At 44.7% G+C, this 25,429-nt stretch carries 22 protein-coding genes; 10 read left to right on the plus strand and 12 right to left on the minus strand.

Going from position 1 to position 25,429, the window contains the following annotated elements:
• Positions 1 to 87 precede the first annotated feature (87 nt).
• Together AB4384_RS18290 and AB4384_RS18295 are read left to right on the plus strand one after the other, a co-directional pair.
• A complete protein-coding gene (locus AB4384_RS18290; protein ID WP_102320504.1) occupies positions 88 to 3,123 on the plus strand; it encodes an FAD-binding and (Fe-S)-binding domain-containing protein in 3,036 nt (1,011 codons plus the stop codon).
• Positions 3,124 to 3,189: 66 nt separating this feature from the next.
• The gene (locus AB4384_RS18295; RefSeq protein ID WP_372129912.1) at positions 3,190 to 3,651 is read left to right on the plus strand and encodes an isoprenylcysteine carboxylmethyltransferase family protein; all 462 of its coding nucleotides are present in this window, start codon (positions 3,190 to 3,192) and stop codon (positions 3,649 to 3,651) included.
• Positions 3,652 to 3,742: 91 nt separating this feature from the next.
• Here the strand turns inward: AB4384_RS18295 and AB4384_RS18300 are convergent, their stop codons facing one another.
• From AB4384_RS18300 to hutC, 6 genes are all read right to left on the minus strand, one after another.
• Positions 3,743 to 4,468, minus strand: a complete 726-nt coding sequence (locus AB4384_RS18300) for a DUF3581 domain-containing protein (RefSeq protein WP_016792117.1) — start codon at positions 4,466 to 4,468, stop codon at positions 3,743 to 3,745.
• Positions 4,469 to 4,676: 208 nt separating this feature from the next.
• Complete coding sequence (hutH, locus tag AB4384_RS18305; RefSeq protein ID WP_048607477.1) at positions 4,677 to 6,209, minus strand: histidine ammonia-lyase; 1,533 nt, start codon at positions 6,207 to 6,209, stop codon at positions 4,677 to 4,679.
• A 14-nt stretch (positions 6,210 to 6,223) separates the two neighbouring features.
• Positions 6,224 to 7,918 (minus strand): urocanate hydratase, encoded by a 1,695-nt coding sequence (gene hutU, locus AB4384_RS18310; protein WP_017063597.1) that lies wholly within the window; start codon positions 7,916 to 7,918, stop codon positions 6,224 to 6,226.
• A 90-nt stretch (positions 7,919 to 8,008) separates the two neighbouring features.
• Positions 8,009 to 9,037 (minus strand): formimidoylglutamase, encoded by a 1,029-nt coding sequence (gene hutG / locus AB4384_RS18315; RefSeq protein ID WP_102393420.1) that lies wholly within the window; start codon positions 9,035 to 9,037, stop codon positions 8,009 to 8,011.
• Complete coding sequence (hutI, locus tag AB4384_RS18320; protein ID WP_372129913.1) at positions 9,024 to 10,274, minus strand: imidazolonepropionase; 1,251 nt, start codon at positions 10,272 to 10,274, stop codon at positions 9,024 to 9,026. The genes hutG and hutI overlap by 14 nt, the downstream gene beginning before the upstream one ends.
• Positions 10,275 to 10,387: 113 nt before the next feature.
• Positions 10,388 to 11,101: a histidine utilization repressor gene (hutC, locus tag AB4384_RS18325; protein WP_372129914.1), complete on the minus strand. Its 714-nt coding sequence runs from the start codon at positions 11,099 to 11,101 to the stop codon at positions 10,388 to 10,390.
• 181 nt (positions 11,102 to 11,282) lie between these two features.
• On the opposite strand from hutC, the gene AB4384_RS18330 reads away from it, so the two are divergent.
• The gene (locus tag AB4384_RS18330) at positions 11,283 to 12,026 is read left to right on the plus strand and encodes a sporulation protein (RefSeq protein ID WP_017059779.1); all 744 of its coding nucleotides are present in this window, start codon (positions 11,283 to 11,285) and stop codon (positions 12,024 to 12,026) included.
• A gap of 109 nt (positions 12,027 to 12,135) precedes the next feature.
• Here AB4384_RS18330 and AB4384_RS18335 read toward each other — a convergent pair whose 3' ends face one another.
• The 5 genes from AB4384_RS18335 to AB4384_RS18355 all read right to left on the minus strand — a co-directional run bounded on the left by AB4384_RS18335 (position 12,136) and on the right by AB4384_RS18355 (position 17,320).
• A complete protein-coding gene (locus AB4384_RS18335; RefSeq protein ID WP_136973978.1) occupies positions 12,136 to 13,059 on the minus strand; it encodes a DUF3187 family protein in 924 nt (307 codons plus the stop codon).
• Between the two features lie 270 nt (positions 13,060 to 13,329).
• Complete coding sequence (locus AB4384_RS18340; protein ID WP_017059781.1) at positions 13,330 to 14,127, minus strand: IclR family transcriptional regulator; 798 nt, start codon at positions 14,125 to 14,127, stop codon at positions 13,330 to 13,332.
• Positions 14,128 to 14,200: 73 nt separating this feature from the next.
• Positions 14,201 to 15,484: a TRAP transporter large permease gene (locus tag AB4384_RS18345; RefSeq protein WP_102320510.1), complete on the minus strand. Its 1,284-nt coding sequence runs from the start codon at positions 15,482 to 15,484 to the stop codon at positions 14,201 to 14,203.
• A complete protein-coding gene (locus AB4384_RS18350) occupies positions 15,481 to 16,050 on the minus strand; it encodes a TRAP transporter small permease (RefSeq protein WP_017059783.1) in 570 nt (189 codons plus the stop codon). Before AB4384_RS18350 ends, AB4384_RS18345 begins: the two co-directional genes overlap by 4 nt.
• A gap of 40 nt (positions 16,051 to 16,090) precedes the next feature.
• Positions 16,091 to 17,320: a TRAP transporter substrate-binding protein gene (locus AB4384_RS18355; protein WP_198594319.1), complete on the minus strand. Its 1,230-nt coding sequence runs from the start codon at positions 17,318 to 17,320 to the stop codon at positions 16,091 to 16,093.
• 199 nt (positions 17,321 to 17,519) lie between these two features.
• Here AB4384_RS18355 and AB4384_RS18360 point away from each other — a divergent pair, with 199 nt between their 5' ends.
• The 7 genes from AB4384_RS18360 (at position 17,520) to AB4384_RS18390 (ending at position 23,900) form a co-directional block, all read left to right on the plus strand.
• Positions 17,520 to 19,175, plus strand: coding sequence for a GMC family oxidoreductase (locus AB4384_RS18360; RefSeq protein WP_102320511.1), 1,656 nt, complete (start codon positions 17,520 to 17,522; stop codon positions 19,173 to 19,175).
• Between the two features lie 497 nt (positions 19,176 to 19,672).
• Positions 19,673 to 21,601 (plus strand): threonine--tRNA ligase, encoded by a 1,929-nt coding sequence (gene thrS, locus AB4384_RS18365; protein ID WP_372129915.1) that lies wholly within the window; start codon positions 19,673 to 19,675, stop codon positions 21,599 to 21,601.
• Positions 21,602 to 21,603: 2 nt separating this feature from the next.
• Positions 21,604 to 22,155, plus strand: a complete 552-nt coding sequence (infC, locus tag AB4384_RS18370) for a translation initiation factor IF-3 (protein WP_076654893.1) — start codon at positions 21,604 to 21,606, stop codon at positions 22,153 to 22,155.
• Positions 22,156 to 22,259: 104 nt separating this feature from the next.
• Positions 22,260 to 22,454, plus strand: a complete 195-nt coding sequence (gene rpmI / locus AB4384_RS18375) for a 50S ribosomal protein L35 (protein ID WP_004738430.1) — start codon at positions 22,260 to 22,262, stop codon at positions 22,452 to 22,454.
• Between the two features lie 42 nt (positions 22,455 to 22,496).
• Complete coding sequence (gene rplT, locus AB4384_RS18380; RefSeq protein WP_004733517.1) at positions 22,497 to 22,850, plus strand: 50S ribosomal protein L20; 354 nt, start codon at positions 22,497 to 22,499, stop codon at positions 22,848 to 22,850.
• A 217-nt stretch (positions 22,851 to 23,067) separates the two neighbouring features.
• Entirely contained in the window at positions 23,068 to 23,382 is a 315-nt protein-coding gene (gene yqfB / locus AB4384_RS18385) for a N(4)-acetylcytidine aminohydrolase (RefSeq protein WP_017063603.1), read from the plus strand.
• Between the two features lie 68 nt (positions 23,383 to 23,450).
• Complete coding sequence (locus tag AB4384_RS18390) at positions 23,451 to 23,900, plus strand: hypothetical protein (protein WP_102320512.1); 450 nt, start codon at positions 23,451 to 23,453, stop codon at positions 23,898 to 23,900.
• A 141-nt stretch (positions 23,901 to 24,041) separates the two neighbouring features.
• Here AB4384_RS18390 and AB4384_RS18395 read toward each other — a convergent pair whose 3' ends face one another.
• Positions 24,042 to 25,280, minus strand: a complete 1,239-nt coding sequence (locus tag AB4384_RS18395) for a leucine-rich repeat-containing protein kinase family protein (protein WP_372129916.1) — start codon at positions 25,278 to 25,280, stop codon at positions 24,042 to 24,044.
• Positions 25,281 to 25,429 lie beyond the last annotated feature (149 nt).

The raw sequence follows: 25,429 nt of genomic DNA on the forward strand, positions 1-25,429 counted from the left end.
AGTAAAGTGACGAAATTCAAAGAAAATTATTATAAATCTCAGATAACCCAATGCTGATAGGATCAGCGAAGTAGGGGCAGGAAGCAAATGTTACCAAGACTTCAACTCAATGCTGATGTCGATCCAGTTGTCGTACGCTTTTTAGATGAACTAAAAACAGCGGGCTTTACTGGCGACATTGAATCTCAATATTCTAGCCGTTTGGCTGTGGCGACTGATAATAGTGTCTATCAGCAATTGCCGCAGGCGGTCATCCTTCCTAAAACAACGCAAGACGTTGTGCTTATCGGTAAAGTGGTTTCTAAATCCGCTTACGAACGCGTGACTTTTTCCCCTCGTGGCGGCGGTACCGGAACCAACGGACAATCTTTAACAAAAGGTGTCGTGGTTGACCTGTCGCGATACATGAATAAGGTTCTTGAGATTAACGAGAAAGAGGGCTGGGTAAGAGTTCAGTCTGGTGTCGTTAAAGATCAATTGAACGACGCTGTTCGCCCTTATGGTTACTTTTTCTCTCCAGACCTTTCTACCAGTAACCGAGCAACCTTGGGTGGCATGATCAATACCGATGCTTCGGGCCAAGGGTCATTGAAGTACGGCAAAACGTCTGACCATGTATTGTCGCTGCAAGCGGTGTTCGCAGATGGTTCATGTCTAGAATCTGATTTATCACACGGCTTACCTGTAGAGGGTGAATTCGCTCACCATGCACTTGCGGTGACAGAGGCGGTTTGTCGAGACAAACGCGCTCAAATCTTAGATAAATTCCCTCCGCTGAATCGCTTCTTAACAGGCTATGACCTAAAGAATGCAATCAACGAACAAGATGACAGCTTTGACCTAACTCGCGTTCTATGTGGCGCTGAAGGTTCTTTAGCATTCATCACGGAAGCAAAGTTAAACCTAACCAAGATTCCAAAAGCGCGCACACTGGTTAACGTGAAATACAACACGTTTGATTCTGCGCTGCGTAATGCGCCGTTCATGGTGGAAGCGAAAGCACTGTCTGTTGAAACGGTAGATTCAAGAGTATTGAACCTAGCGAAGCAAGACATCGTTTGGCACACCGTGAGCGATTTGCTGACTGATGTTCCGAACAAAGAGATGCTTGGCATCAACATGGTTGAGTTTGCAGGCCAAGATGAAGCGGAAGTTGAACAGCAAGTTCAAGCGCTGACTGCACGCCTTGAAACCATGGTTGAAAGCGAAGAAGCCGGCGTGATTGGTTTTCAAGTTTGTAGCGATTTGGCGAGCATTGGCCGAATCTACAACATGCGTAAGAAAGCAGTGGGTCTGTTAGGTGCGGCGAAAGGCCGAGCTAAGCCAGTCGCTTTTGCTGAAGATACTTGTGTACCACCAGAAAACCTCGCGGATTTCATCTCTGAATTTAGAGTGTTACTCGATTCAAAAGAGTTGAATTACGGCATGTTTGGTCACGTTGACGCGGGCGTATTACACGTTCGTCCAGCATTGGATCTGTGTGACCCGATGCAAGAAGCATTGATGCATGAAGTCTCTGATGAAGTGGTTAAGCTGGTGGCGAAATACGGCGGTTTAATGTGGGGCGAGCACGGTAAAGGTTTCCGTTCTGAGTATGGCCCAGACTTCTTTGGTGAAGAGCTGTTTACCGAATTAAGACGTATTAAAGCAGCATTCGACCCGCACAACAAGATGAACCCAGGCAAGATCTGTACGCCTTTAGAAAGTGACGCTGAATTGGTGAAAGTCACCGATACCAAGCGTGGTTTCTACGACCGTCAGATCGACGTACAAGTTCGTGACAGCTTCAAGCAAGCAATGGAATGTAACGGTAACGGCTTGTGTTTCAACTACGATACTAGCTCGCCAATGTGTCCTTCAATGAAAGTTACGGCTGACCGACGTCACTCACCCAAAGGCCGCGCAGGCTTGGTAAGAGAGTGGTTGCGTCAACTGACTGAACAAGGCGTTGATATTCTCGACCTTGAGCAAGAAGCGTTGAAAGACAACACACCCGTTAAGACTATGATTGAGCGTGTTCGCAATACGATGAACAAACGCCATGAGTACGATTTCTCGCATGAAGTTCATGAGGCGATGAACGGTTGTTTGGCGTGTAAAGCGTGTGCGAGTCAATGTCCGATCAAAGTCGATGTACCAAGTTTCCGTTCTCGATTCTTGAACATCTACTACTCGCGTTACCAGCGCCCTGCAAAAGATTATCTAGTTGCCAACATTGAAACCATGCTGCCGCTGATGGCGAAAGCGCCAAAAGTAGTCAACGCTGCATTGGGTCAAAAGTGGATCCAAACGGCAACAGCTAAAACGGTCGGTTATGTTGATGCACCATTGATGTCGGTGCCTACGCTCAAAAATCGTCTAGCGAGTAAAGAGCTGCAACTCTTCGATTTACAGTATTTAGAAGGCTTGTCTTCTGAACAGAAGAAACAGCATGTGCTGATCGTTCAAGACCCGTTTACCAGCTTCTATGATGCCGAGGTGATTGAAGACTTCGTCACTCTGGCTCAAAAACTTGGCAAAACTCCGGTACTGCTGCCGTTCAAACCGAATGGTAAAGCGTTGCACATCAAGGGCTTCTTAAATCGTTTTGCACGTGAGGCGAAATCGACTTCGGATTTCTTGTCGATGGTGGCGGATATCGGAATTCCTTTGGTCGGTGTTGATCCTGCTCTTGTGCTTTGTTACCGCGATGAATACGTCGAGATCTTAGGTGACAAGCGCGGCGACTTTGATGTACTTACTGTGCATGAATGGTTAATGCCATCGCTAGGTGAGTTCGAAGCACGCTCAGCAAGTGAAGATATGTGGTACTTGTTTGCTCACTGTGCTGAGAAAACCAAAATGCCGAACGCTGAAAAAGAGTGGGGTACTATCTTCAAACACTTTGGGGCGGCGTTAACCAGCGTTCCTGTCGGCTGTTGTGGTATGGCGGGAACTTTCGGCCACGAAGTCGATAAGCTACAAATGTCGAAAGACATATATGGTTTAAGCTGGAAGCCTCAAATGCAGGACTTACCAAAAGATCGTTGCTTGGTGACGGGCTATTCTTGCCGCAGCCAAGTGAAGCGTTTTGAAGGTGAGAAGCTTGCTCACCCATTACAGGCGCTAGCAAAAATTCTCTAATACATTTAGCCCAGCAATTGCTGGGCTTTTTTCTAAACTAACAAAGGAATGTTAATAAGGAAAAGTATGAAATTTCTAGAATTAAAAGTACCACCAGTTGCACTGTTCATTATTGTATTCGTAGCATCATACTTCTGCGCTCAACAGTTGAGCCAAGGGACACTGGCATTGCCTTATGGAATGATTGTGTTAGGAATCGGAGTCACATTGAGTGGTGTGATCGGAATATCCGGCATATTGGAATTTCGAAAACAGAAAACCACCGTTAACCCGATCAAAGTAGAAACCGCTTCAGCCGTCGTGGACAGTGGAATTTTTGGCTACACGCGAAACCCAATGTACTTAGGGTTGTTCATCCTGCTATTTTGCTTTGGCTACTTCTTCCAGAATATCTTCAGTTTACTACTTAGCTTTGGCTTCGTAATCTACATGAATTACTTCCAAATCAAACCCGAAGAGCGAGCACTAGAACAATTATTCGGCGCAGAATATGTTGATTACAAACAAAAGGTTAGACGCTGGATTTAGTGATGATTTGAGTGCTGGCTTAGTAATCGAAATAAAAAAGCCCAGCTTGAGATTATCAAGCTGGGCTTTATTGATCTTGTTCTAGAGCTGATTAAGCAGCGGCTGTGAACTGAGCTAGAAACATCTCTTTGCGTTCGTTGAAGCGGTTTACTAGGTCGTCTACAGAAGCTTGGTCGTATGGCTTAAGGCCACTTGCTACCATACGCTTCACGCCTTTACCTACTACTTCGCCGTCTTCTTTGAAATCGAAGTTCAGGGTCACGATGCCACGTTTTCCTTCAACATCAAAAGTCGCGCCAGAGAATTCAACTTCTGGGTGAGACAGGTCTAGGCGAGTAAATTCAACTTCCATGCTCTCGTAAATCACTAGAGGACGTTGGCAGTTGATCATCATTTGTTGTTCTTCCATAAGAGGAACCATGATGTGTGGGAAGTTCATGCCAGAGAACTTAACGTAGTTTGTTACCACGTGCTCGATGAATGCTTGGTCGTGGCTCTTTTCACCTTCACAAGACATGTGTAGGTACTCTTTGCCTTTCTCGTCAACCAGTGAGCTTTCTTTCTCACATTTGTTGTCAACGCTAAGCGCAATACCGTTACCCACCATACCTGAAAAATCAAAACGCATTTTTTGGCTGATGCCTTCTTTCTGCAGAAGAACTGCAAACAAAAGATCGCCAGGCACGCAGAAGCGCTTGTTGTCTTCATCGTGAATTGGGTTGAAGTCAGCAGCTACTTTTTTAGCAAAGTGGCTAGCTTGTTCACGAGTGAATTGAAATTGATTGTCTTCAGTAGAAAAGTAAGGTGTCAGAAACATAGTATCGCTATTAGTCATCAAATCTGGGGTGGATTATAGCTAACTAACTTCGATCTAATGGTCTATCCAGTTAACTTTGCTTATATATCAGTCAATTAGATAAATACGTTGGATGGTATGTGGCAGTTTTACAGGGGATATGGTGACTGGCTCAATGCAACAAGGGCTAATCGATAGCCCTTGCTTATATGACGTGTTATTTCACGACTCAGAAGCTACACAAAATACCTTCAGGCATTAAGTGGTTGTGTACAGACAATTTGAGCAATAAGTTAGCTTGCTCGATATCTGGTGAGAAGTAGCGATCTTTGTCGTAGAAGCTGACTTTCTCGCGCAGTATCTGTTTTGCTTCTTCTACTCGAGGAGAAGAGAGATTTGGTGCTCTAAAATCCAAGCCTTGTGCTGCTGCTAAGTATTCAACAGCCAAGATGCCACGGGTGTTTTCTGCCATGTCACGCAGTCGACGACCCGCAAAGGTTGCCATAGATACATGATCTTCTTGGTTTGCCGATGTTGGAAGGCTGTCTACTGAAGCTGGGTGTGCCAGTGTTTTATTCTCGCTTGCCAGAGCAGCAGACGTTACTTGAGCAATCATAAAGCCTGAGTTAACGCCGCCGTTATCGACTAAGAAAGGTGGAAGTTTGCTTAGTGCGCTATCAATCAGCAGTGCCATTCTTCGTTCAGAAAGGCTACCAATTTCTGCAATCGCAAGTGCTAGGTTATCCGCTGCCATTGCCACAGGTTCTGCGTGGAAGTTACCACCTGAAATAATGTCGCCGTCTTCAGCAAATACCAGTGGGTTATCCGATACCGAGTTCGCTTCAACGTTTAACGTTTCTGCTGAATTACGAATTTGCTGTAAACAGGCACCCATCACTTGAGGCTGACAGCGCAACGAGTAAGGGTCTTGAACCTTTTCACAGCAAGTGTGTGATTCACCAATCTCACTCTTTTGATCAAGCATATGGCGATAAGCAAGCGCGGCATCCATTTGACCACGATGACCACGAACGCGATGAATTCGAGGGTCAAACGGACGACGACTACCCAGTGCAGCTTCAACAGACATTGCACCACATACGGTTGCAGACGCAAACAAGTCTTCCGCTGCGAACAGACCTTCTAATGCAAAGGCAGTCGATGCTTGTGTGCCGTTTAACAGCGCTAAGCCTTCTTTCGGCGCAAGTGTGATTGGTTCAAGACCTGCGATCTGCATTGCTTCTAAGCCAGTGATGATCTTGCCGTTGTGGCGTGCTTGGCCTTCACCTAGCAGAACGGTACTCATGTGGGCGAGGGGAGCAAGATCTCCAGATGCGCCTACTGATCCTTTTTGTGGAACACACGGGTAAACCTGCGCGTTCACAAGATCGATAAGAGCGTTAATCACTTTGAGGCGGATACCAGAGTAACCGCGAGACAAGCTGTTAATCTTCAATACCATCATCAAGCGTACGGTTTCATCAGACATGAACTTGCCAATGCCCGCAGCGTGAGAAAGTACGATACTTTTCTGTAGAACTTCGAGATCTTCAGGCGCAATCTTGGTGTTTGCTAATAAGCCAAAACCCGTGTTGATGCCATACACAGTGCGGTCTTCAGCAATCACTTGTTCGACAACTTGCATGCTCGCTTCGATATCCGGGATTGCTGCAGGATCGAGTGATAAGTTCACAGGGCTACGGCTGATTTTTCGAAGTTCAGATAGGCCAAGAAGTCCTGGCTTAAGTAATAAGTTCAACATGTTCTCTCCAGACATTAAAGGCGACGAAGTTCTTCGTTTAGCATAGGTAAATCAAGCTTCTGCTCTTTGGCACATTGCTTGGCAATATCGTAACCTGCATCAGCATGACGCATAACGCCGGTTGCTGGGTCATTGTGAAGTACGCGAGCAATACGCTGTGATGCATCTTCACTGCCGTCACAACAAATCACCATGCCTGAGTGTTGCGAGAAGCCCATACCAACGCCACCACCATGGTGCAAAGAAACCCAAGTTGCGCCGCCCGCTGTGTTCAGAAGGGCATTCAATAGAGGCCAATCTGATACGGCATCTGATCCATCCATCATGCCTTCTGTTTCGCGGTTCGGGCTTGCTACTGAACCTGAATCTAGGTGGTCACGACCGATAACAACTGGTGCTTTCAGTTCGCCATTTTTCACCATTTCATTGAATGCTTGGCCTAAGCGTTCACGATCTTTCAAGCCAACCCAACAAATACGCGCTGGCAGGCCTTGGAACTGAATGCGTTCACGCGCCATATCTAGCCAGTTATGTAGATGTGGGTTGTCTGGAATCAGTTCTTTTACTTTTTGGTCTGTTTTGTAGATGTCTTCTGGGTCACCAGATAGTGCCGCCCAACGGAAAGGACCAATACCTTCGCAGAATAAAGGTCGAATATAAGCCGGAACGAAACCTGGGAAATCAAACGCGTTTTCTACGCCTTCTTCCAGTGCCATTTGGCGAATGTTATTACCGTAATCCACGGTCGCTGCGCCGCGGTATTGCAGGTCTAACATCGCTTGTACTTGAATCGCCATAGATTGCTTAGCGGCTTTCACCACTTTTGCTTCATCAATGGAGCGCTCTTGTGCGGCTTTCTCCATCGTCCAACCTTGCGGCAAGTAGCCGTTAAGAGGATCGTGGGCAGAGGTTTGGTCAGTCACCACATCAGGTGTGATATTGCGTTCAACTAACTCTGGGAAGACGTCTGCGGCGTTACCTAATAAGCCAACAGAGATTGGCGTGTCTGACTCTTTAATCATTGCCATCGCTTCATCTAAGCTGGTGGCTTTTTTGTCTACATAGCCAGTACGCAAGCGGTAGTCGATTCGTGATTCATCACACTCCACTGCGATCATTGAGAAGCCAGCCATCGTTGCAGCAAGAGGTTGAGCGCCGCCCATTCCACCAAGACCGCCCGTTAGAACCCACTTGCCGTTTGCTTCACCTTGGAAGTGCTTCTTCGCGATAGCGACAAAGGTTTCGTAAGTACCTTGAACGATGCCTTGTGAACCAATGTAGATCCAGCTGCCCGCGGTCATTTGGCCGTACATCATCAAGCCTTCTTTATCGAGCTCGTTGAAGTGTTCCCAGTTCGCCCAGTGTGGAACAAGGTTCGAGTTAGCGATCAGTACGCGAGGTGCGTTTTTATGAGTCGGGAACACGCCCACAGGTTTACCTGATTGAACAAGTAAGGTTTGGTCGTCCTCTAAACGCTCTAATACTTCAACAATTTTGTCATAACATTTCCAATCACGTGCCGCGCGACCAATACCGCCATACACAACCAGTGCATGTGGGTGTTCTGCCACATCAGGGTCTAGGTTGTTCATCAGCATACGCAGTGGTGCTTCTGTTAACCAAGATTTAGCGCGCAAAGTGGTGCCGTGAGGTGCGCGAATTTCGCGAGTCGTGTCGAGACGAGGGTCACTGTTGTGGTGTTCCGTCATTTTGGAATTCCTTCTGTTTCACGTTATATCGTTGTAGTTGTAGTTGTAGTTGTAGTTGTAGTTGTAGTTGTAGTTATCGGTATAGCTGGATTAGTCGCTGGCCATTGCACTGGCAATATCCCAACATAAACGAGCCGCTAATCGAGCCGTTTGGCCATCGACGTCGTAGTCTGGGTTGTATTCCGCTATGTCCGCGATAATGAGTTTTTCACTGTGTTGGAAAATCTGTTCTAGAAAAGGAGCAAGCGCTTCATAGCTCACGCCTCTTGCCGCTGGTGCACTTACGCCCGGCGCAGTAGCTGCTGGGAAAACATCGAGATCAATGGTGAGATAGAGATAATCACACTCAACGATGAATTTTTGTAACTTGATCAGTTGAGCGACTTGATTCACTTGGGTCATGTTGCGGTCGTGTTCATACCACACGCCCAGTTGGTCAGCTTTGTTAAACAGCGCTTTGGTATTGCTGGCGGCACTCACACCAAGACAAGCGTAATGAAACGGCCATTGATGTGCGTGGCAGTAATCACTGATCTGGTTAAAAGGCGTGCCGGAGCTCGGTTTAACATCGGTGATGTCGCTTTCAAATTCACGAAGATCAAAGTGAGCATCAAAATTAACGATGCCGATCTTAGGATTGTGTTCTGATTGAATTTTATTTAGGTGCTCAGCGAGACCTTGGAACGTTGCCCAAGCCACCTCGTGACCACCGCCAAGGGTAATCACTTTGTTGGTTGCTAAGGCATTGGCAATCACAGAAGCACACTGTTTTTGGCTGACTTCTAATTGACCATCATTGCACTCGATATCACCAAGATCGGCGATGTGTGCGTCACTGTGCCAAGCCATATTCGCCAACGCTTGGCGTATCAAGTTAGGTGCTTGTTTCGCGCCCACGCGTCCTTTATTTCTTGCAACACCGGCATCGCTGGCAAAGCCTACCAAGGCGATATCACCGTCAGTCAGCTTGTCACTTAACTCACTACTTTGCACTTGCTTGGTAATGTGATGAACGCGAGTACCGAGTGCGCCATCTTCAAGATCATTACGTCCGGTCCACACAAAGTTATGCACGGTTGTTGCGTTCTCTTGGATACCGTTGGATTTAGATTGAGTCATGACACACCTCGCCATTAACAATGCGTTTATGCAGGTGAGGAACACCGACTTGATAGCTTAGATCTGCAGGGTGGTCGATGTTCCAGATAGCCAAATCTGCGGCATAACCGATTTCGACTTTGCCTTTGGTTTGTGACTCACCAATGGCAGCCGCCGCGTTACAAGTTACACCGCGTAGCGCTTCTTCAGGCGTCGTACCAAACAGGGTGCAGCTCATGTTCATCATCAGCGTTAAGTCTGCAAAGGGAGATGTGCCGGGGTTTAGGTCGGTCGCGATCGCCATTGGGATTTTGTGTTCACGAAGTAAAGCAATAGGTGGCTGTTGAGTCTCTTTCAAGAAGTAGAAAGCCCCGGGTAATAAGGTGGCGACTGTGCCTGATTCTGCCAGTGCTTTTACTCCGGTTTCATCAAGGTATTCAACATGGTCGACAGAGAGTGCACCGTATTTAGCTGCGAGCGCACTGCCGCCCATATTTGAAAGTTGTTCAGTGTGACCTTTAATCGCTAGCCCATGTGCTTTGGCAGCTGCAAATACACGTTCGGTTTGTTCTAAGTTGAAGCCGATAGATTCGCAGAACACGTCAACGGCATCGGCGAGCCCTTGCCCCGCAGCTTTAGGAATGATCTCTTGGCAAACCAGATCTATGTAACGATCTGGTTGTTCTTTGTATTCTGGCGGTACTGCGTGTGCTGCAAGGAGAGTGGTAGTGATCTTAATTCGGCGATGATTTTCTAACGCTTTAGCTGCACGTAACATCTTGAGTTCGTCTTCAAGTGTTAAACCATAGCCCGATTTTACTTCGATGCTGGTTACGCCACTTCTTAGCAGGCCATCGAGTCTAGGTAGTGCCATTTCAACCAGTTCAGACTCTTGCGCTGCGCGTGTTGCAGTGACTGTCGCAAGAATCCCGCCGCCTTGTTTGGCGATGTCGGTGTAAGAGATACCATTCAAACGCTGTTCAAATTCGTTGGCGCGATTGCCTGCAAATACGAGGTGAGTGTGGCAATCAATCAGACCTGGGGTAACGAGCTTGTTTTTGCAATCATAGGTGATGTAATCCGCAGAGTTATCAGTGCTCGGTTGTTCTACCTCATAAGCATGAGCCTCATGGTTTGAACAAGAGATAGACACGATCTTACCGTCTTCGATAACGATATCTTGAGGGGAAGAGGGCTGATAACCGTCGGCTCCCGAACTCATGGAGACCACTCGTGCGTTTTTGAGGATCAAATTCATAATCACCTAGATCTTTGCTAAATATTAAATGTATATACAAATAAATAGGCTAAACGCTGACCTGAATCAAGTTGATGTTGCAAAAATGTGATCGGCGATCAGGATGATGTTCTTTAATCTAGAAGTATCTTGGAGCTTAATTTGTACTTAGAGCCAGGATGGTAGAGCAATGCAAAGCTGATGAGGCGTTCTTTGCTCCATGTTCTTCTATTCAAAAGAAGGCAAGGTTCTGATTCAGATAGCTTTAGTGACGTTCTGATTTGAGAATCTGGAATAATGGCTTCAACCGTGTGCTCGATAGCACTTAACGGGCAGCTTTTTGAAAGGTATTCGTTGGGCGTAGAGGTTGAAAAGTCTTGCTCTAGGTATTTTGGTGCGGCTTGAGAGTTCACCCAGCGCGCTTCCAATTGAATCGGCGCGTTGTCCGCAAAGTGGATGATTTCACTATAGAATACTTCGGCATTGATCATTACACCTAACCGTGTGGCGGTGCTTTCATCAGCCTTGATACTATCGTGCTTGATAACTTGACTAGCATACGTTTGGCCTCGGTCTTTGATCTCTTGCGCGATATTGTTGATATCAAGCAGGGGAGATTGTGCTTTTTCGTCTGGTTCACAAACAAAAGTACCCAGCCTTGGTTTCCTGATTAGCTTACCTTCAGACACCAGATCTCGAATGGCTTTATTGACCGTCATTCGACTCACATTGAACTGCTCGGTGAGTTCAAGCTCTGTGGTTATCTGGTAACCCACTGGCCAGTGACCACTACTTATATTGTCGTCTATGAACTGTTTTATCTGAAGGTAGAGCGGTGCTTTCGACATAATGAAACCTTATTTGACTATACAAATAGAGTAACGGAATTTTTCACGATTTCAACATTTCCTCGGGCAATGTGACCTTATTCAACATAGATGGGGCAAATTGCTTGATTCTGTGAGGTAAGTGTCGCAAATTGTCACGCAAGAACTATTCGTAAATCAGATAATTAGAAAGGGAAATAATATGTTTAAGAAATTAAAGGCCTCGTTGGGCATCGGTGCAGCAAAGGTTGATACTGTCTTAGATAATATTGAAGTTTTCCAAGGTGGAGAGTTGTCTGGCAATGTTCACATTGTTGGTGGTGACGTTGAGCAACAAATCGACCTGATCAACTTGGTTCTCAACACAGAAGTAAAAGTAGAAACGGAAGATAGCACCAGCTACGAAACCTTTTCACTGGGTCGTATTCAAGCCGTAGAGCCTTTCGTTATCCAACCGGACGAAACCAAACTGGTTCCATTCCGTCTTAAGTTAAATGATGAAACGCCAGTCACCGCGTTGAACGCACAAATGAACCAATGCCATGTGTGGGTTGAAACCAACCTAGATATAGGCTTCGCGATTGACCCTAAAGACCGTGACTTTATCTCCGTACACCCATTGCCAACAGTGGCTAAAATCATCCGAGGCGTGGAAGCATCAGGTATGGCAATGGTGAAAGCAGACGTAGAGAAGGGCTTCTTAAAAGGCAACAGCTTTGCTTCTCGTTCGGGCTGTTACCAAGAGATTGAGTTTCGCAGCGGCGGCTTCATGAATAATAAAGAGATCGAGCTGTCATTCATCGTTGAAGGTTCAATGGTTCACTGCCTAGCAGAAATCGACCGCTCAATGAGCTTCCGCGGCGACCAATACATCTCATTCAGCTTACCTGCTAATGCGGCCGACTCAGACATTCGCAACGCTGTATCAAGAATCATGAGTGCGTAGTTCCCTCTCTGTTAGCAGTCGCTCTGTCTATTAATAGTGACAGTACAACTTCAAAGCCGAACTTAACTGTTCGGCTTTTTTGATTCTATTGTCTCTAATTAAATAAGATCTACCACTGATGCCGATAAGCCAATTGAAAGGCCACATCGGTGGAGTTGTCCATATTGAAAATGTTCTCGATTATGGATATCTCAATTGCCGAGCGTTGCATGAGATAGCGATAGCCAAACATCATTTCATTCGCGGCTTCTGAAAACTCAGTTTCACCGTCTTCTGCGCCTTCATACCAACGATACTCTAGGTGTAACTCATGATTTTCAAATAGCGTGAGTTGATATCCTCCCATCCATGACCATGTCGTTTTTTTATGTGAAAAGCTATTCTCCACTTCTCTACTGGACTGATTCGCTAATCCTAATCTTGTATAGAAGGTATTGATGTCGAGTTGGTATGCATAATTGAGTTGAGCGCTTTGTTCGGTGCTGTTTCCCTTAAATGCACCGTGGCTGACTTTGTTATGATAAAGGGAGACGCCAAAAGATAAGCCATGGTTTTCTATATCTATGATCTGATATTGGGTGTAGAGCGTGAAAGCGCTAGTCAATGTGTCGCCGGAGAAGTCTCGATTATTGACGCCATGGTCTGGTGCATAGATGTCGAATTGGTGTCTCTCTTTCTGATCTCGACCTGCTTGGTCGATGCTAAATAGGTCGTGAAAGTTAATGGTGATTTTGTCGAGATGATTATTGGCGGCGTATAACCAGCGGTAATTGAGCTCTACTTGCCACGCTGTAGTCAATTGCCATCGCAGGCCTGTTTGAAGTTGGTTTTGATAATAGTCTAAGTGATAGTCGTGGGAGTTAGCCCAGATACTCGCAGCAGTTAAGGCTGTAAATACTTCAACCTTATTCTCTTCAAGAGGGAAGCCTGAACGGAGCGACGGGGTGAGGCGAACCGACTGCAGTGGTGCTTGGGTATAACTGATTAAGGGGCCGTAATCTTTGTTGGCCCATGCGTTTGGCGCAGAAAACATGGCGGCTATTACTAGCGGTAAAGGTCGTATGAGCGATATACAAGTAGCCCGTTTCTCCATATGTACCTCATCTGCATTCCGTTGCTTCTATATAGCTTAGTTCGAAAGGTGAGTTTTAAAAGTAGAGAGATGAAGACCACGGTGCTCAAAGGCACTGTAGATTAATGAAGAGTCATTGAAGTAATACTACCTGTTACTTTGTTATTTTAACTTGTGCTCGTTTGTGAACTCGGTATTTAGGCCTATTGGGATACATCTATTCGTGTCACGTTACTCTACCGCCTCATCGGTAATCTGGGATTGAAATGTCATTAGGCTTTCTAGTTTTTTTGCTGCAAGCTTCAACCTACCGGCTTTAGTGAGTAAGTCACTAACACTCAACCTCAATGTAGGTGCGTGTATTGCCATGCCTGCAATCATATTTCCGTCTTGATCACAAACTGGGACTGCAATGGCAACCATACCTTCAATGAGCTCTTCATTGTCGATGCTAATACCACGAATCCCAATCTCGTCGAGCTCTCTGTTTAGGTCGTCGACGTTGGTAATCGAATGTTTTGTTTGTGGTTCTAGTGTTAGGGTCGAAAGTATCTGCTTTCGTTTATTTCTTGGCATTAAGGCCAAAAATAGCTTGCCACTAGCAGTACAGTGCAGAGGTAACCTCGAGCCTAATTTTAAGTTGACCATCATAGGCCAATTAGCCTCAACACGCTCAAAATACAACAATTCATATCCATCTAATACGGATAAGTTACAGGTTTCCTGTATTTCGTCTGTTAATTCTTTTAAAACCATCTGGCGAGGTGCGCGCCCATCAAAATGTGACAGGACGTCTAGAGACATTTTTTTAAATCGAGAACCGATAGACAAGAAGCGACCTTGGAGATCTCTCGCAATAATATCCTCCTCTTCAAGTTGACTGAGTATCCGGTGTACGCTGGCCTTAGGAAGGTTTAGGAACAAAGCAATATCAACCGCTGTAACGGGGCGTGTCTCACTAGCGATGAACTCAGTAATCTTAAATGCACGTGACAGTGCTGAATTACTTGACGATTCGTTATTGCTCATGCTGCTTCTCCTTTGTTTTTTCTGATAAATTTGCAAGCAATGGGTCATTGCTTGCAAATTCGGTTAATCTACTTTAGCCGCCAAATTGAACCAAGAATAATGAAATGCTCGGTAATAAAGCAATCAAAACCCACGAGATAAATAGCGCTGTGAAGTAAGGAATGACAAACCGAACTAACTTACCATAAGGGATCCCGGTTACGCTACTTGCGACATATAAATTTAAGCCGAACGGTGGTGTGACAAAACCAATTGCAGCTCCGACTAAGAAGATAACTGAAAAATGAATCGGATCGACGCCAATGCCTGTGGCAATAGGTGCGAGAATTGGAGCTAAAATAATGGTAACCGGTAAGCTTTCTAAGAGCATCCCGGCTAAAAGTATAATCCCCATACACATAAATAAGACTGCGTAATAGCTTCCGAATCCATTAAGTGCGTTACCAATTATTTCACCGACTCCCATCATGGAAAGTAATTGTTGCATGACGACAGAAATCGCGATTAATGGTGCTAGCATTCCTGTAATCTGCCCTGATTTGAGCATCACAGAAGGAATGTTTTTGAAATGTAACTCTTTGGTCAGAATACAGCCTGCGATAATTGTGAACCCAACGGTGAATGCAGCGGCCTCTGTTGGTGAGAATGCTCCAGAGTAAATGCCGTAGACGACTACACCAATAGTAATGAAGCCGAGGTAAGCGCGTCTTGCATATTTGAAACTGGTCTTTGCGACAAAAGGAATAACTGTTCCCCATCCTTGTTTTCGAGCAACTAGATGGCATGCGAACATCATCGCTAATACCATGAGGCTACCTGGCAGCATTCCTGCAATAAACAGATCCGTTATGGAAAGGTTCATCATGAAGCCATACACAATGAATATCACGCTCGGCGGAATAATAATTCCAACAGTTCCTCCTGATGCTGCTGTGGCTGCAGAAAATCTTTCGTCGTAACCATTCTTTTTCATTTCTGGAGCCATTATTGAGCCAATTGTGGCTGTTGTCCCAGCATTAGACCCGGAAATGGCTGCGAACATCCCACAAGCTCCAATCGCAGCCATACCCATACCACCACGAATGGAACCCAAAATAGAGTACGCAAAATCAGAGAGTCGTTTTGCAATGCCTGCAGCATTAATTAGATCGCCGGTTAGAATGAAAAGAGGTAATGCTAGTAAGCCGAAAAAGTTTAACCCCTCAAATAGCGTTACACCGATGTTAGCGAGGGTAAAGTCAATGACGATACTAACCCCAACAACCCATAGCCCAATGATTAAAAATATAGGGATGCCTGCTAGAAATAGAACCAAAACGATGACACTAATAATGCTAATCAAATCACCTTCACTCATGCTTCTTTCTCCGCTAATGATGTCTGGATTATCAATGGCTCATTATTTATGTACCGTTTACAATCTTGGAAGAAGTTCTGTATCACTCGATAGATTATTAATGTCCAGCCTACTGGTGTTGCCATATAAAACCACCACTGCATGACATCGTCAGTTCCTTGAACAATTGCAAAATTGTCGTAAGCGATCCTTACCTGATCCGTTGCAAAATAAAGAACGACGCCCGCAAAAACTAGCCAGAGAACGGCATCTAATATGAGGCATACAAATTGCGCTTGATAAGGGAGGCGTAATCTAATTTCGGTGAGCGATAAGTGAGTACGGTTTTTGACATTGACAGCTGCGCCGACCCAGGTAAGCCATAAAAATAGTAGTACAGGGATACTAGTGCTCCACGGAGCCTGAATACTAAAGAAAAAACGTCTGATTATTTCAACGAAGATAATGACAGTCATTATAGAGTAGCTGCTCACAATGAGATATTTTTCTATGTTGTTATCTAGCCAATACAAACACTTTTTGACTGAGGTTGCCGGGTGGACGGCAGTGCTGATGATTTCATTCATGATGTCATGCCTTAGTTTTATTTAATGGGTTGTCAGAGTATTAACCTAACCACCAACGTTGTGGTTTGACGTTGACTACCGCTGCGTCTTTAGGGAGTTCTCTAGCAATCCCGTGAATTTCTTTATAGATATCAATATCGCCTGCCCAAGCATTTAAACGATTACGCCATTTTTGCCATGGTTCTGGGTTATATTCCGGTGAGCATATTTGTTCAGCCTTAAATCTCTCTTCATCTGAAAGTGCAGCAAAGCGGATATTATTTTGTCGGAATTGCGTATTCTCGTTAGGGTGAGTTTGTGCACCAATAATTTCGTACAACCCACCTTCATTCATTCCGTGAGTAAAAATTTGTGCACAATATGCAGATTCCATGACCGCTTCTTTATGTTTATCGCTTAACTTTTCAAAAACGTCGTAATTCATAGCTGTACTCTCGTTGCCAGAGAACATGCGTAAATCGATCGCTTGAGATATTACTGATGTCATTCCTGAATATGCCGCTGCGCTCATCCAAGTTTCCGCACCATCAAGTAGTCCTTGTCGGAGCCCATCAATTGTTTCAGCCCAGGCAACTGGTACAGGGTTGAGATTGAGTTGCTCCATGGCGATACGCCCTAACTGGGTTCCTGTTACTCGGTTTTTGGTGCCTTGAATATCGGCTAGCGACGTAACCAAGGGTTTGTCTTTCCATTTGTTGCCTAACATGAGTCCACGTAAGTCACAGTGCGTGAATAGGAATTGAATGTTGTGGCGTTTACGTAATGGTTCACGAAACAATGATTCGCTTCGTTTGTCATAAAAAAAATGAAATTGCGAAGCTCGCGTAGGGAACATGTATGCAAAATCAAGAACATTCATGTATGGCGCACCAGCAGCGGAGTTTTGTGTAGATGCGGAATATATGTCAACGATTCCTTGCTGAGTTTTTCTTATACAATCCAATTGCCCACATAGTTGATTGGAGCCAAAGAATTCAACTTGTATTTCACCATTTGTTCTTTCTTCAAGATCTCTAGCGAAAAATAATTGTCCCGACTTTTGGATATCTAAGTTTTGTTCATTAAAGCCAGAGGCTCCAAACTTTAAGACTACGATTGGTTTTTTCTTTTCTCGAGTTCGAGATACGCTTTCCGACGCATTTGCCAGGCTACTTAAGGTAGCCCCTGTCCCTAATGTCCCTGCAGCGAATAAAGCTGATGTAAGCCCGGCACGCTTTGCAACATTAAAAAAGTCGCGTCGGCTATATGGTTTGTCTTTTGAAGTTCTCATGTACCCATCCTGATTCATGTAAATAGCCCAATTACACTTGTTTAAAAAATGTTAAATGTCCAAGTTGGGTTGTTATTAGTGTGCGATAAGTCAACAAAAAACAATTCATATTCTCTCGATATTTACTAATTATTGTTATTGGTTTATGTTTTTTGGGACGATGTGTCTCGATTTATGAAAATACAAAGGAGATTTTGTTATGGGAAGGTTACATAAGGATGTGGGTGTCTTTGATTATGTTGTTGTAGGGGCGGGGTCGGCTGGGTGCGCAATTGCTAGTCGTTTAAGTGAGGATCCAGATGTTTCAGTGTTATTACTTGAGGCTGGTGGTCGAGATTGGAATCCTTGGATTCATATCCCGGTTGGTTATTTTAAAACCATGCACAACCCGTCAACTGATTGGTGTTATCTAACCGATCGTGATGAAGGTATTGATAATCGACAATTACAATGGCCTAGAGGCAAAGTACTTGGTGGGAGCAGCTCCTTGAACGGGTTGCTATATATACGTGGGCAAAAAGAAGATTATAACGACTGGGCGTCACTTGGTAATGAGGGGTGGAGTTATGACGACGTGCTTCCCTATTTTAAAATGTCTGAATGTCAAAGCCGAGGAAAAGATAAGTACCATGGCGTGGATGGGCCGTTGAAAGTGTCAGATCTTAGACTGAAACGGGATATTGCCGAACGATTTGTGGAGGCAGCTCAAGAGGTAGGTATTCCTTGGAATGATGATTTTAATGGTGAGAACCAAGAAGGAGTAGGCTATTTTCAGCAGACAGCATTTAATGGGTTGAGGTGCAGCAGTGCAAAAGCTTTTTTAACGTCGGCTCGAAAGCGCCATAATTTAACAATATTGACTCATGCACATACCTCCAAGCTTGATATTGTCGATAAGACAGCAAAAGGTGTTGAATTTTTTTGCAATGGAAAAGCAATGTATGTTTCGGCAGCTAAAGAGATTATTGTCAGTGCTGGTGCAATTGGCTCACCGCAAATATTACAGTTGTCTGGAGTTGGCAACAGAGCGGAGTTAGAAGCAGTAGGTGTTGATTGCGTTCATCATTTACCTGGAGTTGGAGAAAACCTTCAAGACCATTTACAAATTCGTCTGGTCTACAAAACTAGTTGTACAACACTGAACGATGAGTTGAGAACACCTTTGCATAAACTGACAGTGGGAGTTAAATATGCTCTGTTTCGCAAAGGTCCTTTAACGTTGGCTGCTAGTCAGGTATGTATTTTCACTCAGTCTTCCTCTGACTTAACAAGGCCTGACATACAGTTTCATATGCAGCCACTCAGTGCGGACAAACCTGGAGAAGGAGTGCACCCATTTTCGGCCTTTACTACTTCGGTTTGTCAATTGCGTCCTGAAAGTCGAGGTCGTGTGAAGATCACCAGCAAAGACTACTCCGTGCACCCTAGTATCCAACCTAACTATCTCTCGCACCCTAAAGATAAAGCTGTTGCAATAAACGCGATAAAGGTAGCGAGAGAAATCACCGATGCGAGTCCTTTATCTTCGGTTATTTCTGAAGAGTTTGTACCAGGTTCAAAGTATCAAACGGATGAACAATTGTTGGAAGCTGCGACAAAATACAGTCAATCCATCTATCACCCCGTTGGTACTTGTAAGATGGGCAATGATGCAATGGCAGTCGTTGATAATGAGCTAAAAGTTCATGGGCTAAAAAGCTTAAGAGTAGCGGATGCATCTATCATGCCTATTATTGTGTCGGGAAATACTAATGCACCGTCTATTATGATCGGTGAAAAATGTGCAGCTATGATAAAAAAAGAAACTAGTCTGTCTAAATCAAAGTCAGCAAAATTGTGCGAAGAAGCGATTTAATGCATCGGGGCTAAATTTAATCTCTAGGTTAGATGTATTACAGCCCCAAATAGTGTTCCCTGCCAATAAGTCATTTGCCAAACCACTGACGAAAATACTCCCAAAAATTACTCTTATGAGTCTATATTTTTGTTCAGAGTAAAAAGAATGGTTGAGGCTCAGAATATCAATACCCTACATTTACCTCTTTTGTTTCGCTTCATCAATCCTATGCAAGAAGACTTATTGCGTCTATAACACGATAGGCGTGCGAATTGCCTGAATTTGACTGCAGGGGAGAGGGGCGGCTTCGGCGCCATACCCACAGCGCATCATTGTCATTTTATATTATTTCGTTACAATGCTCGGATACCTACAAATAGGGCATCTGTATTTGCTTCTATGTGGGTATATTTATTATGCATATATCCCCAATCAGCGTACTCGTTGATTGAAAGACATATATTAAACATTTTCATGTGTTGCTTGGTGTGCAACACCACTGTAAAGGACAAATAATGCCAATTATTACTCTTCCTGACGGTAGTCAGCGTCAATTTGACAACCCTGTATCAACTCTAGATGTTGCCCTATCAATCGGTCCTGGTCTTGCGAAAGCTACCATTGCTGGTCGTGTAGACGGCGAGCGTGTTGATGCTTGTGATCTTATCGAAAACGATGCAAGCCTAGAAATCATCACAGCTAAAGATGAAGTTGATGGCCTTGAAATCGTTCGTCACTCTTGTGCTCACCTTTTAGGCCACGCGGTTAAGCAGCTTTTTCCAGAAGCGAAAATGGCGATCGGTCCTACTATCGATAACGGTTTCTACTACGATATCGATCTTGAGCACTCTCTAACGCAAGACGATCTAGAAAAGATCGAAAAGCGCATGAAAGAGCTAGCGAAGACCAAATACCAGGTTGTTAAGAAGAAAGTTAGCTGGCAGGAAGCGCGCGACGCATTCGAAGCTCGCGGCGAGACTTACAAGATTGAAATCTTGGACGAGAACGTTTCTAAAGACGATCGTCCAGGCCTGTACCATCACGAAGAATACATCGATATGTGTCGTGGTCCACACGTGCCTAACATGAGCTTCTGCCAGCACTTCACTCTACTTAACGTAGCGGGTGCATACTGGCGTGGTAACAGTGACAACAAGATGCTTCAACGTATCTACGGCACTGCATTCCACGACAAGAAGGCACTTAAAGCTCACCTTGTGCGCCTAGAAGAAGCGGCTAAACGTGACCACCGTAAAATCGGTAAAGCGCTTGACCTATTCCACATGCAGCAAGAAGCACCAGGCATGGTGTTCTGGCACCACAACGGTTGGACTATCTTCCGTGAGCTAGAAGTATTTATTCGTCAAAAACTGACTGAGTACGATTACCAAGAAGTTAAAGGCCCATTAATGATGGACCGTGTTCTTTGGGAACGCTCTGGTCACTGGGATAAGTACGCTGAAGCGATGTTCACTACTTCTTCAGAGAACCGTGAATACGCTATCAAGCCAATGAACTGTCCTGGTCACGTTCAAATCTTCAACCAAGGTTTGAAATCTTACCGTGATCTACCGCTACGTATGGCTGAGTTCGGCTCATGTCACCGTAACGAGCCGTCTGGCGCACTTCACGGCATTATGCGTGTTCGTGGCTTCACTCAAGATGATGCTCACGTATTCTGTACTGAAGACCAAGTTCAACAAGAAGTTAAAGCTTGTATTGAAATGGTTTACGATACTTACACAACTTTCGGCTTCGAAAGCATCGTTGTTAAGCTATCTACTCGTCCAGAACAGCGTGTAGGTTCAGACGAAATGTGGGACCGTGCAGAGGCTGACCTTAAGCAAGCGCTAGAGGGAATGGACATTGCATACGAGATTCAAGAAGGCGAGGGTGCGTTCTACGGACCTAAGATTGAATTTACTTTGCATGATTGTTTGGACCGCGCTTGGCAATGTGGTACAGTGCAGCTCGATTTTGCATTACCAGAACGTTTAGGTGCTACTTACGTAGGTGAAGATAACGAGCGTCACACGCCAGTTATGATCCACCGCGCGATTTTAGGTTCACTAGAACGCTTCATTGGTATTCTTATTGAAGAATACGCTGGCTTCTTCCCAACGTGGTTGGCGCCAGAACAAGCAGTTGTAATGGGCATTACAGACAAACAGTCTGAATATGTACAAGAAATTACGAAAAAACTGCAAAAAAGTGGATTTAGAGTCAAAGCAGACTTGAGAAATGAGAAGATTGGCTTTAAAATCCGCGAACATACTTTGAAACGTGTACCGTTCATGCTTGTGTGTGGTGACCAAGAAATGGAAGCCGGCGAAATTGCAGTACGTACACGTAAAGGTAAGGACCTTGGCAAATTTAAAGTGGATGACTTTATTTCATACATCCAAGCCGAGGTTTCAAGCCGTAAGCTCAATCTGGAGGAATAGCTATTAAAGGCGGAAGACGTGGCCAACAACCGGCCAAACAAAACCAGCACCGTTTAAACGGTGACATTCGTGGCGTTCGTGAAGTGCGTCTAACTGGCGCAGACGGCGAAGCTGTTGGTGTAGTATCAATCGCTGAAGCGATGGAAGCTGCAAATGAAGCTGGTATGGATCTTGTAGAGATCAGCCCTAACGCCGAGCCGCCAGTTTGTCGTGTGATGGACTACGGTAAGTTCCTCTTCGAGAAGAGCAAAGCTGCGAAAGAGCAGAAGAAGAAGCAAAAGCAGGTTCAGATCAAGGAAATTAAATTCCGACCTGGAACTGATATTGGAGACTATCAGGTAAAACTACGCAACCTGACTGGTTTCCTAGAAGACGGCAACAAAGTGAAGGTAACAATTCGCTTCCGTGGCCGCGAAATGGCTCACCAAGAAATCGGTGTTGACGTTCTTAATCGTTTGAAAGCGGATACTGAAGAATTTGCAGTAGTCGAATCTTTCCCAACGAGAATTGAAGGTCGCCAGATGATCATGGTGTTGGCCCCTAAAAAGAAGTAATTAACGGCTTTGCAAGTAATTGAACCCTGCAGCCTCAGGTTGCGGGGTTTTATTCGCCCTAATTACTATGTTATTAACAACTCAACAATGCGGAGTTATTCATCATGCCTAAGATGAAAACCAACAAAGGTGCTGCTAAGCGTTTCCAGAAAACTGCTGGTGGTATTAAGTTTAAGCACGCTGGTAAACGTCACATCCTGACTAAGCGTACTACTAAGAACAAGCGTCAGCTACGTCCGAACTCGATCCTTCCTAAATGTGAAGTTGCTCAAGTTCTACGTATGATGCCATACGCTTAATTCTTTTTAGTTTATAAATTCGTTTAGTTTAGGAGAAGCATAATGCCTCGCGTAAAACGTGGTGTACAAGCTCGTGCACGTCATAAGAAAGTTCTAAAACAAGCTAAAGGTTACTACGGAGCACGTTCACGTGTTTACCGCGTAGCTTTCCAAGCAGTTACCAAAGCTGGTCAATACGCTTACCGTGACCGTCGCAACAAGAAACGTCAATTCCGTCAACTTTGGATTGCACGTATCAACGCGGCATCTCGTCAAAATGGTCTATCTTACAGCCGTTTCATCAATGGCCTAAAGAAAGCATCTATCGAGATCGACCGTAAGATTCTTGCTGACATCGCAGTATTCGACAAAGCAGCATTTGCTGTTCTAGTTGAAAAAGCGAAAGCATCTCTATAATTTAGAGTTAGCTTAAAGGTTTAAGAAAAGGAGAACTTCGGTTCTCCTTTTTTATTGCCTGTAATTTGGCTTTGCCATACTCTCTCGCATCTCGCATCTCGCATCTCGCATCTCGCATCTCGCATCTCGCATCCCGCACCTAATTTTTATTCGCTTGAACACGCATTCTGGTATATAAACATCTACCTAACCTTTAAATGTTAAGCGACCGAAATAAATGACCGCACCGACTACTATGACGTTCTTCGAACGTTTTGAAACTGACATCCTTTCTGGCAAGAAGACGATTACTATTCGCGATGAATCTGAGCGCGACTACCAGCCAGGTAGTGTTGTGGAGGTATCGACGCTAGAGCAAGACCGTGTGTTCTGTAATCTTAAGATCATCAGCGTTGAACCAATCCTATTTGATGACTTAGGTGAGTTCCATGCTCAGCAAGAGAACATGACGCTGCAAGTACTGAAAGACGTGATTCAAGATATCTATCCAGGTATCTCTCAGCTGTATGTGGTTTCTTACGAGCTTGTGTAGCCCGCTTTAAATAGAATTGGTTGATCAATACCGCGTCTAACGCAGAGCAATGAGAAAGAGAAGTCACAATGAATGAATTACAGAATGAAACAGTTCAGAAAATTTTGCTCCAACTTTATTGTCGTGAGCAAACTGAGCAGCCGTTAATTTCTAGAACTGATCTCAACATTGCTCTTTATGATAGCGAAGGCTTTCTAGCGTGGCGTGATACCAAGCGTGACTTCATTGTCAGTGATATCGAGAATCGAGTTTGGGTGAAGAGCTGTCCCGGCGGTTACATCACTGAAGTGCACTTCAATGCTGACGGTTCTTTGATTGAATATCGTTTGTTCGACCGATTTGAAACAACAGGGCAGTGGCAACTAAAAGATGGTTTGTTACACGTCGAGATTCTGAAGGGTGAGAACCGCTACCAGTTTGCTGTTGTGGCTCGTGCTGATCTTAATATTCACTCTGCAGTGGAATATAAAAATGGTGAGCTGCACTCGTATCTGAAATTGGTGCAGGCTGAGCGTTAATCCCTTTTAGCCAACCTTGCTTGTCCATTAAAATTAGTGATATTCCAAGAACAACAAAGCCAACAGTGATGTTGGCTTTGTTGTTTTCAATTCGACCGAGTACTTCTAATCAACGCGCTATTAAGCTATTCAGTTAAGCCATTAAGCTTTGAAGTTCGCTAGTTGACTATAAAGCTCGCTGTCTTGATCTTGCTTTGCACAAATCGTCAGTAGGTCTTCAATAAAGTACTTTAATGCGCGAGCTTCGATACGACGAATGCCTTGTTGCTGTGCTTCAGTTAGGTAGCCGTAGATAGTTGCCGCTCCAAAGTCGCCAAAGATCATCTGATCTTGTTCGTTCACTAAAGTGTTGTGAGCGTATAGATCACCATGACAGACTTTATTGGCATGAAGGTGTTCAAACACATCAATCATCTGTTCGGCAATGCTATTAATCTGAGCAATTGAAAGCTCAAAGCCTTCATTGAAGGTATCGCGAGTACAGCTTTCAAGAGTAGGAGGTAAGCCTAGGTTGTAATAGCTGCTTGGGATAAGTTCCATCACCAATGCGAGATAGTCTTGTTCATCCACTTGAGCGATAGACTTCACTAGGTTGCTATGATGACCAGCCTGCAGACACGCTTCGAGTTCATCGTGTGGGTAACCGTCGCTTGTTACCTCACCTTTAAATACTTTTACAGCGACTTCCTGTGGGAAATCAAAATCGCTGTTCAACCAGTTAGCATGTGAAATTACGCCAGACGCACCTTGACCAAGTACTTGATTCAGTGAGTAGCATTGCGAGCTTACCGCAGGCACGCTATCTAAGCTGCTAGGGTGTTTGCAAAACGGGTTACCCGCAAATGCTAGCCAAGCCAGTTTTGGTAGCTTAATAAGGAACTCAGGGAATTCAGTCAACTGGTTTGCAGACAGGCGAACTAGCTCAAGGCTTGATAGGTTTTGCATGCTTTCTGGTAACACGCGAATCTTGTTACCCGCCAAGGCCAGTTTCTGTAGTCGTGGTCTTTCACCTAGTGAGCTAGGCAGAATCTCAATCTCATTGTCGGTCAGGATTAACCAACGTAGTTGAGTCGGCAGAGATTGCTCGCTAACGGTTTTGATTTGGTTGGTCTTAAACCCAACCATTTCAAGCTTAGGAAGCGAACCAAGAACATCAGGAAGGTGCGTGAACAGGTTATTCGACGCAAAGATGATACGCAGGTTAGTCAGCTGTGATAACTCGGCTGGTAGGTCTGACAGCTGATTACCTGAAAGGTCTAGGATCTCAAGAGAATCTGCAAGCTCTATGATTTCTAGAGGAAACTCGGTGAGACTTTCTGACAGTTTTAAGCGCTTAATACCTTTAAGTTGCCCTGATTTTAATTGTTCTAGAGTATGCAAACCTTAGCCTTATGAATAGATGTTCGAGGCGCGTAGTTTACTTGTCTCAATCAAGAAAGGCGAGTATCCGGAAGAATACTCGCTTAACTAAACTAAGTGAACGAATTTACGAAGGTTAAAGCTGGATATGGTTTTGGCTAACGCCGACT

The organism is Vibrio sp. 10N.261.51.A4, assembly GCF_041471945.1.
Lineage (GTDB): Bacteria > Pseudomonadota > Gammaproteobacteria > Enterobacterales > Vibrionaceae > Vibrio > Vibrio crassostreae_C.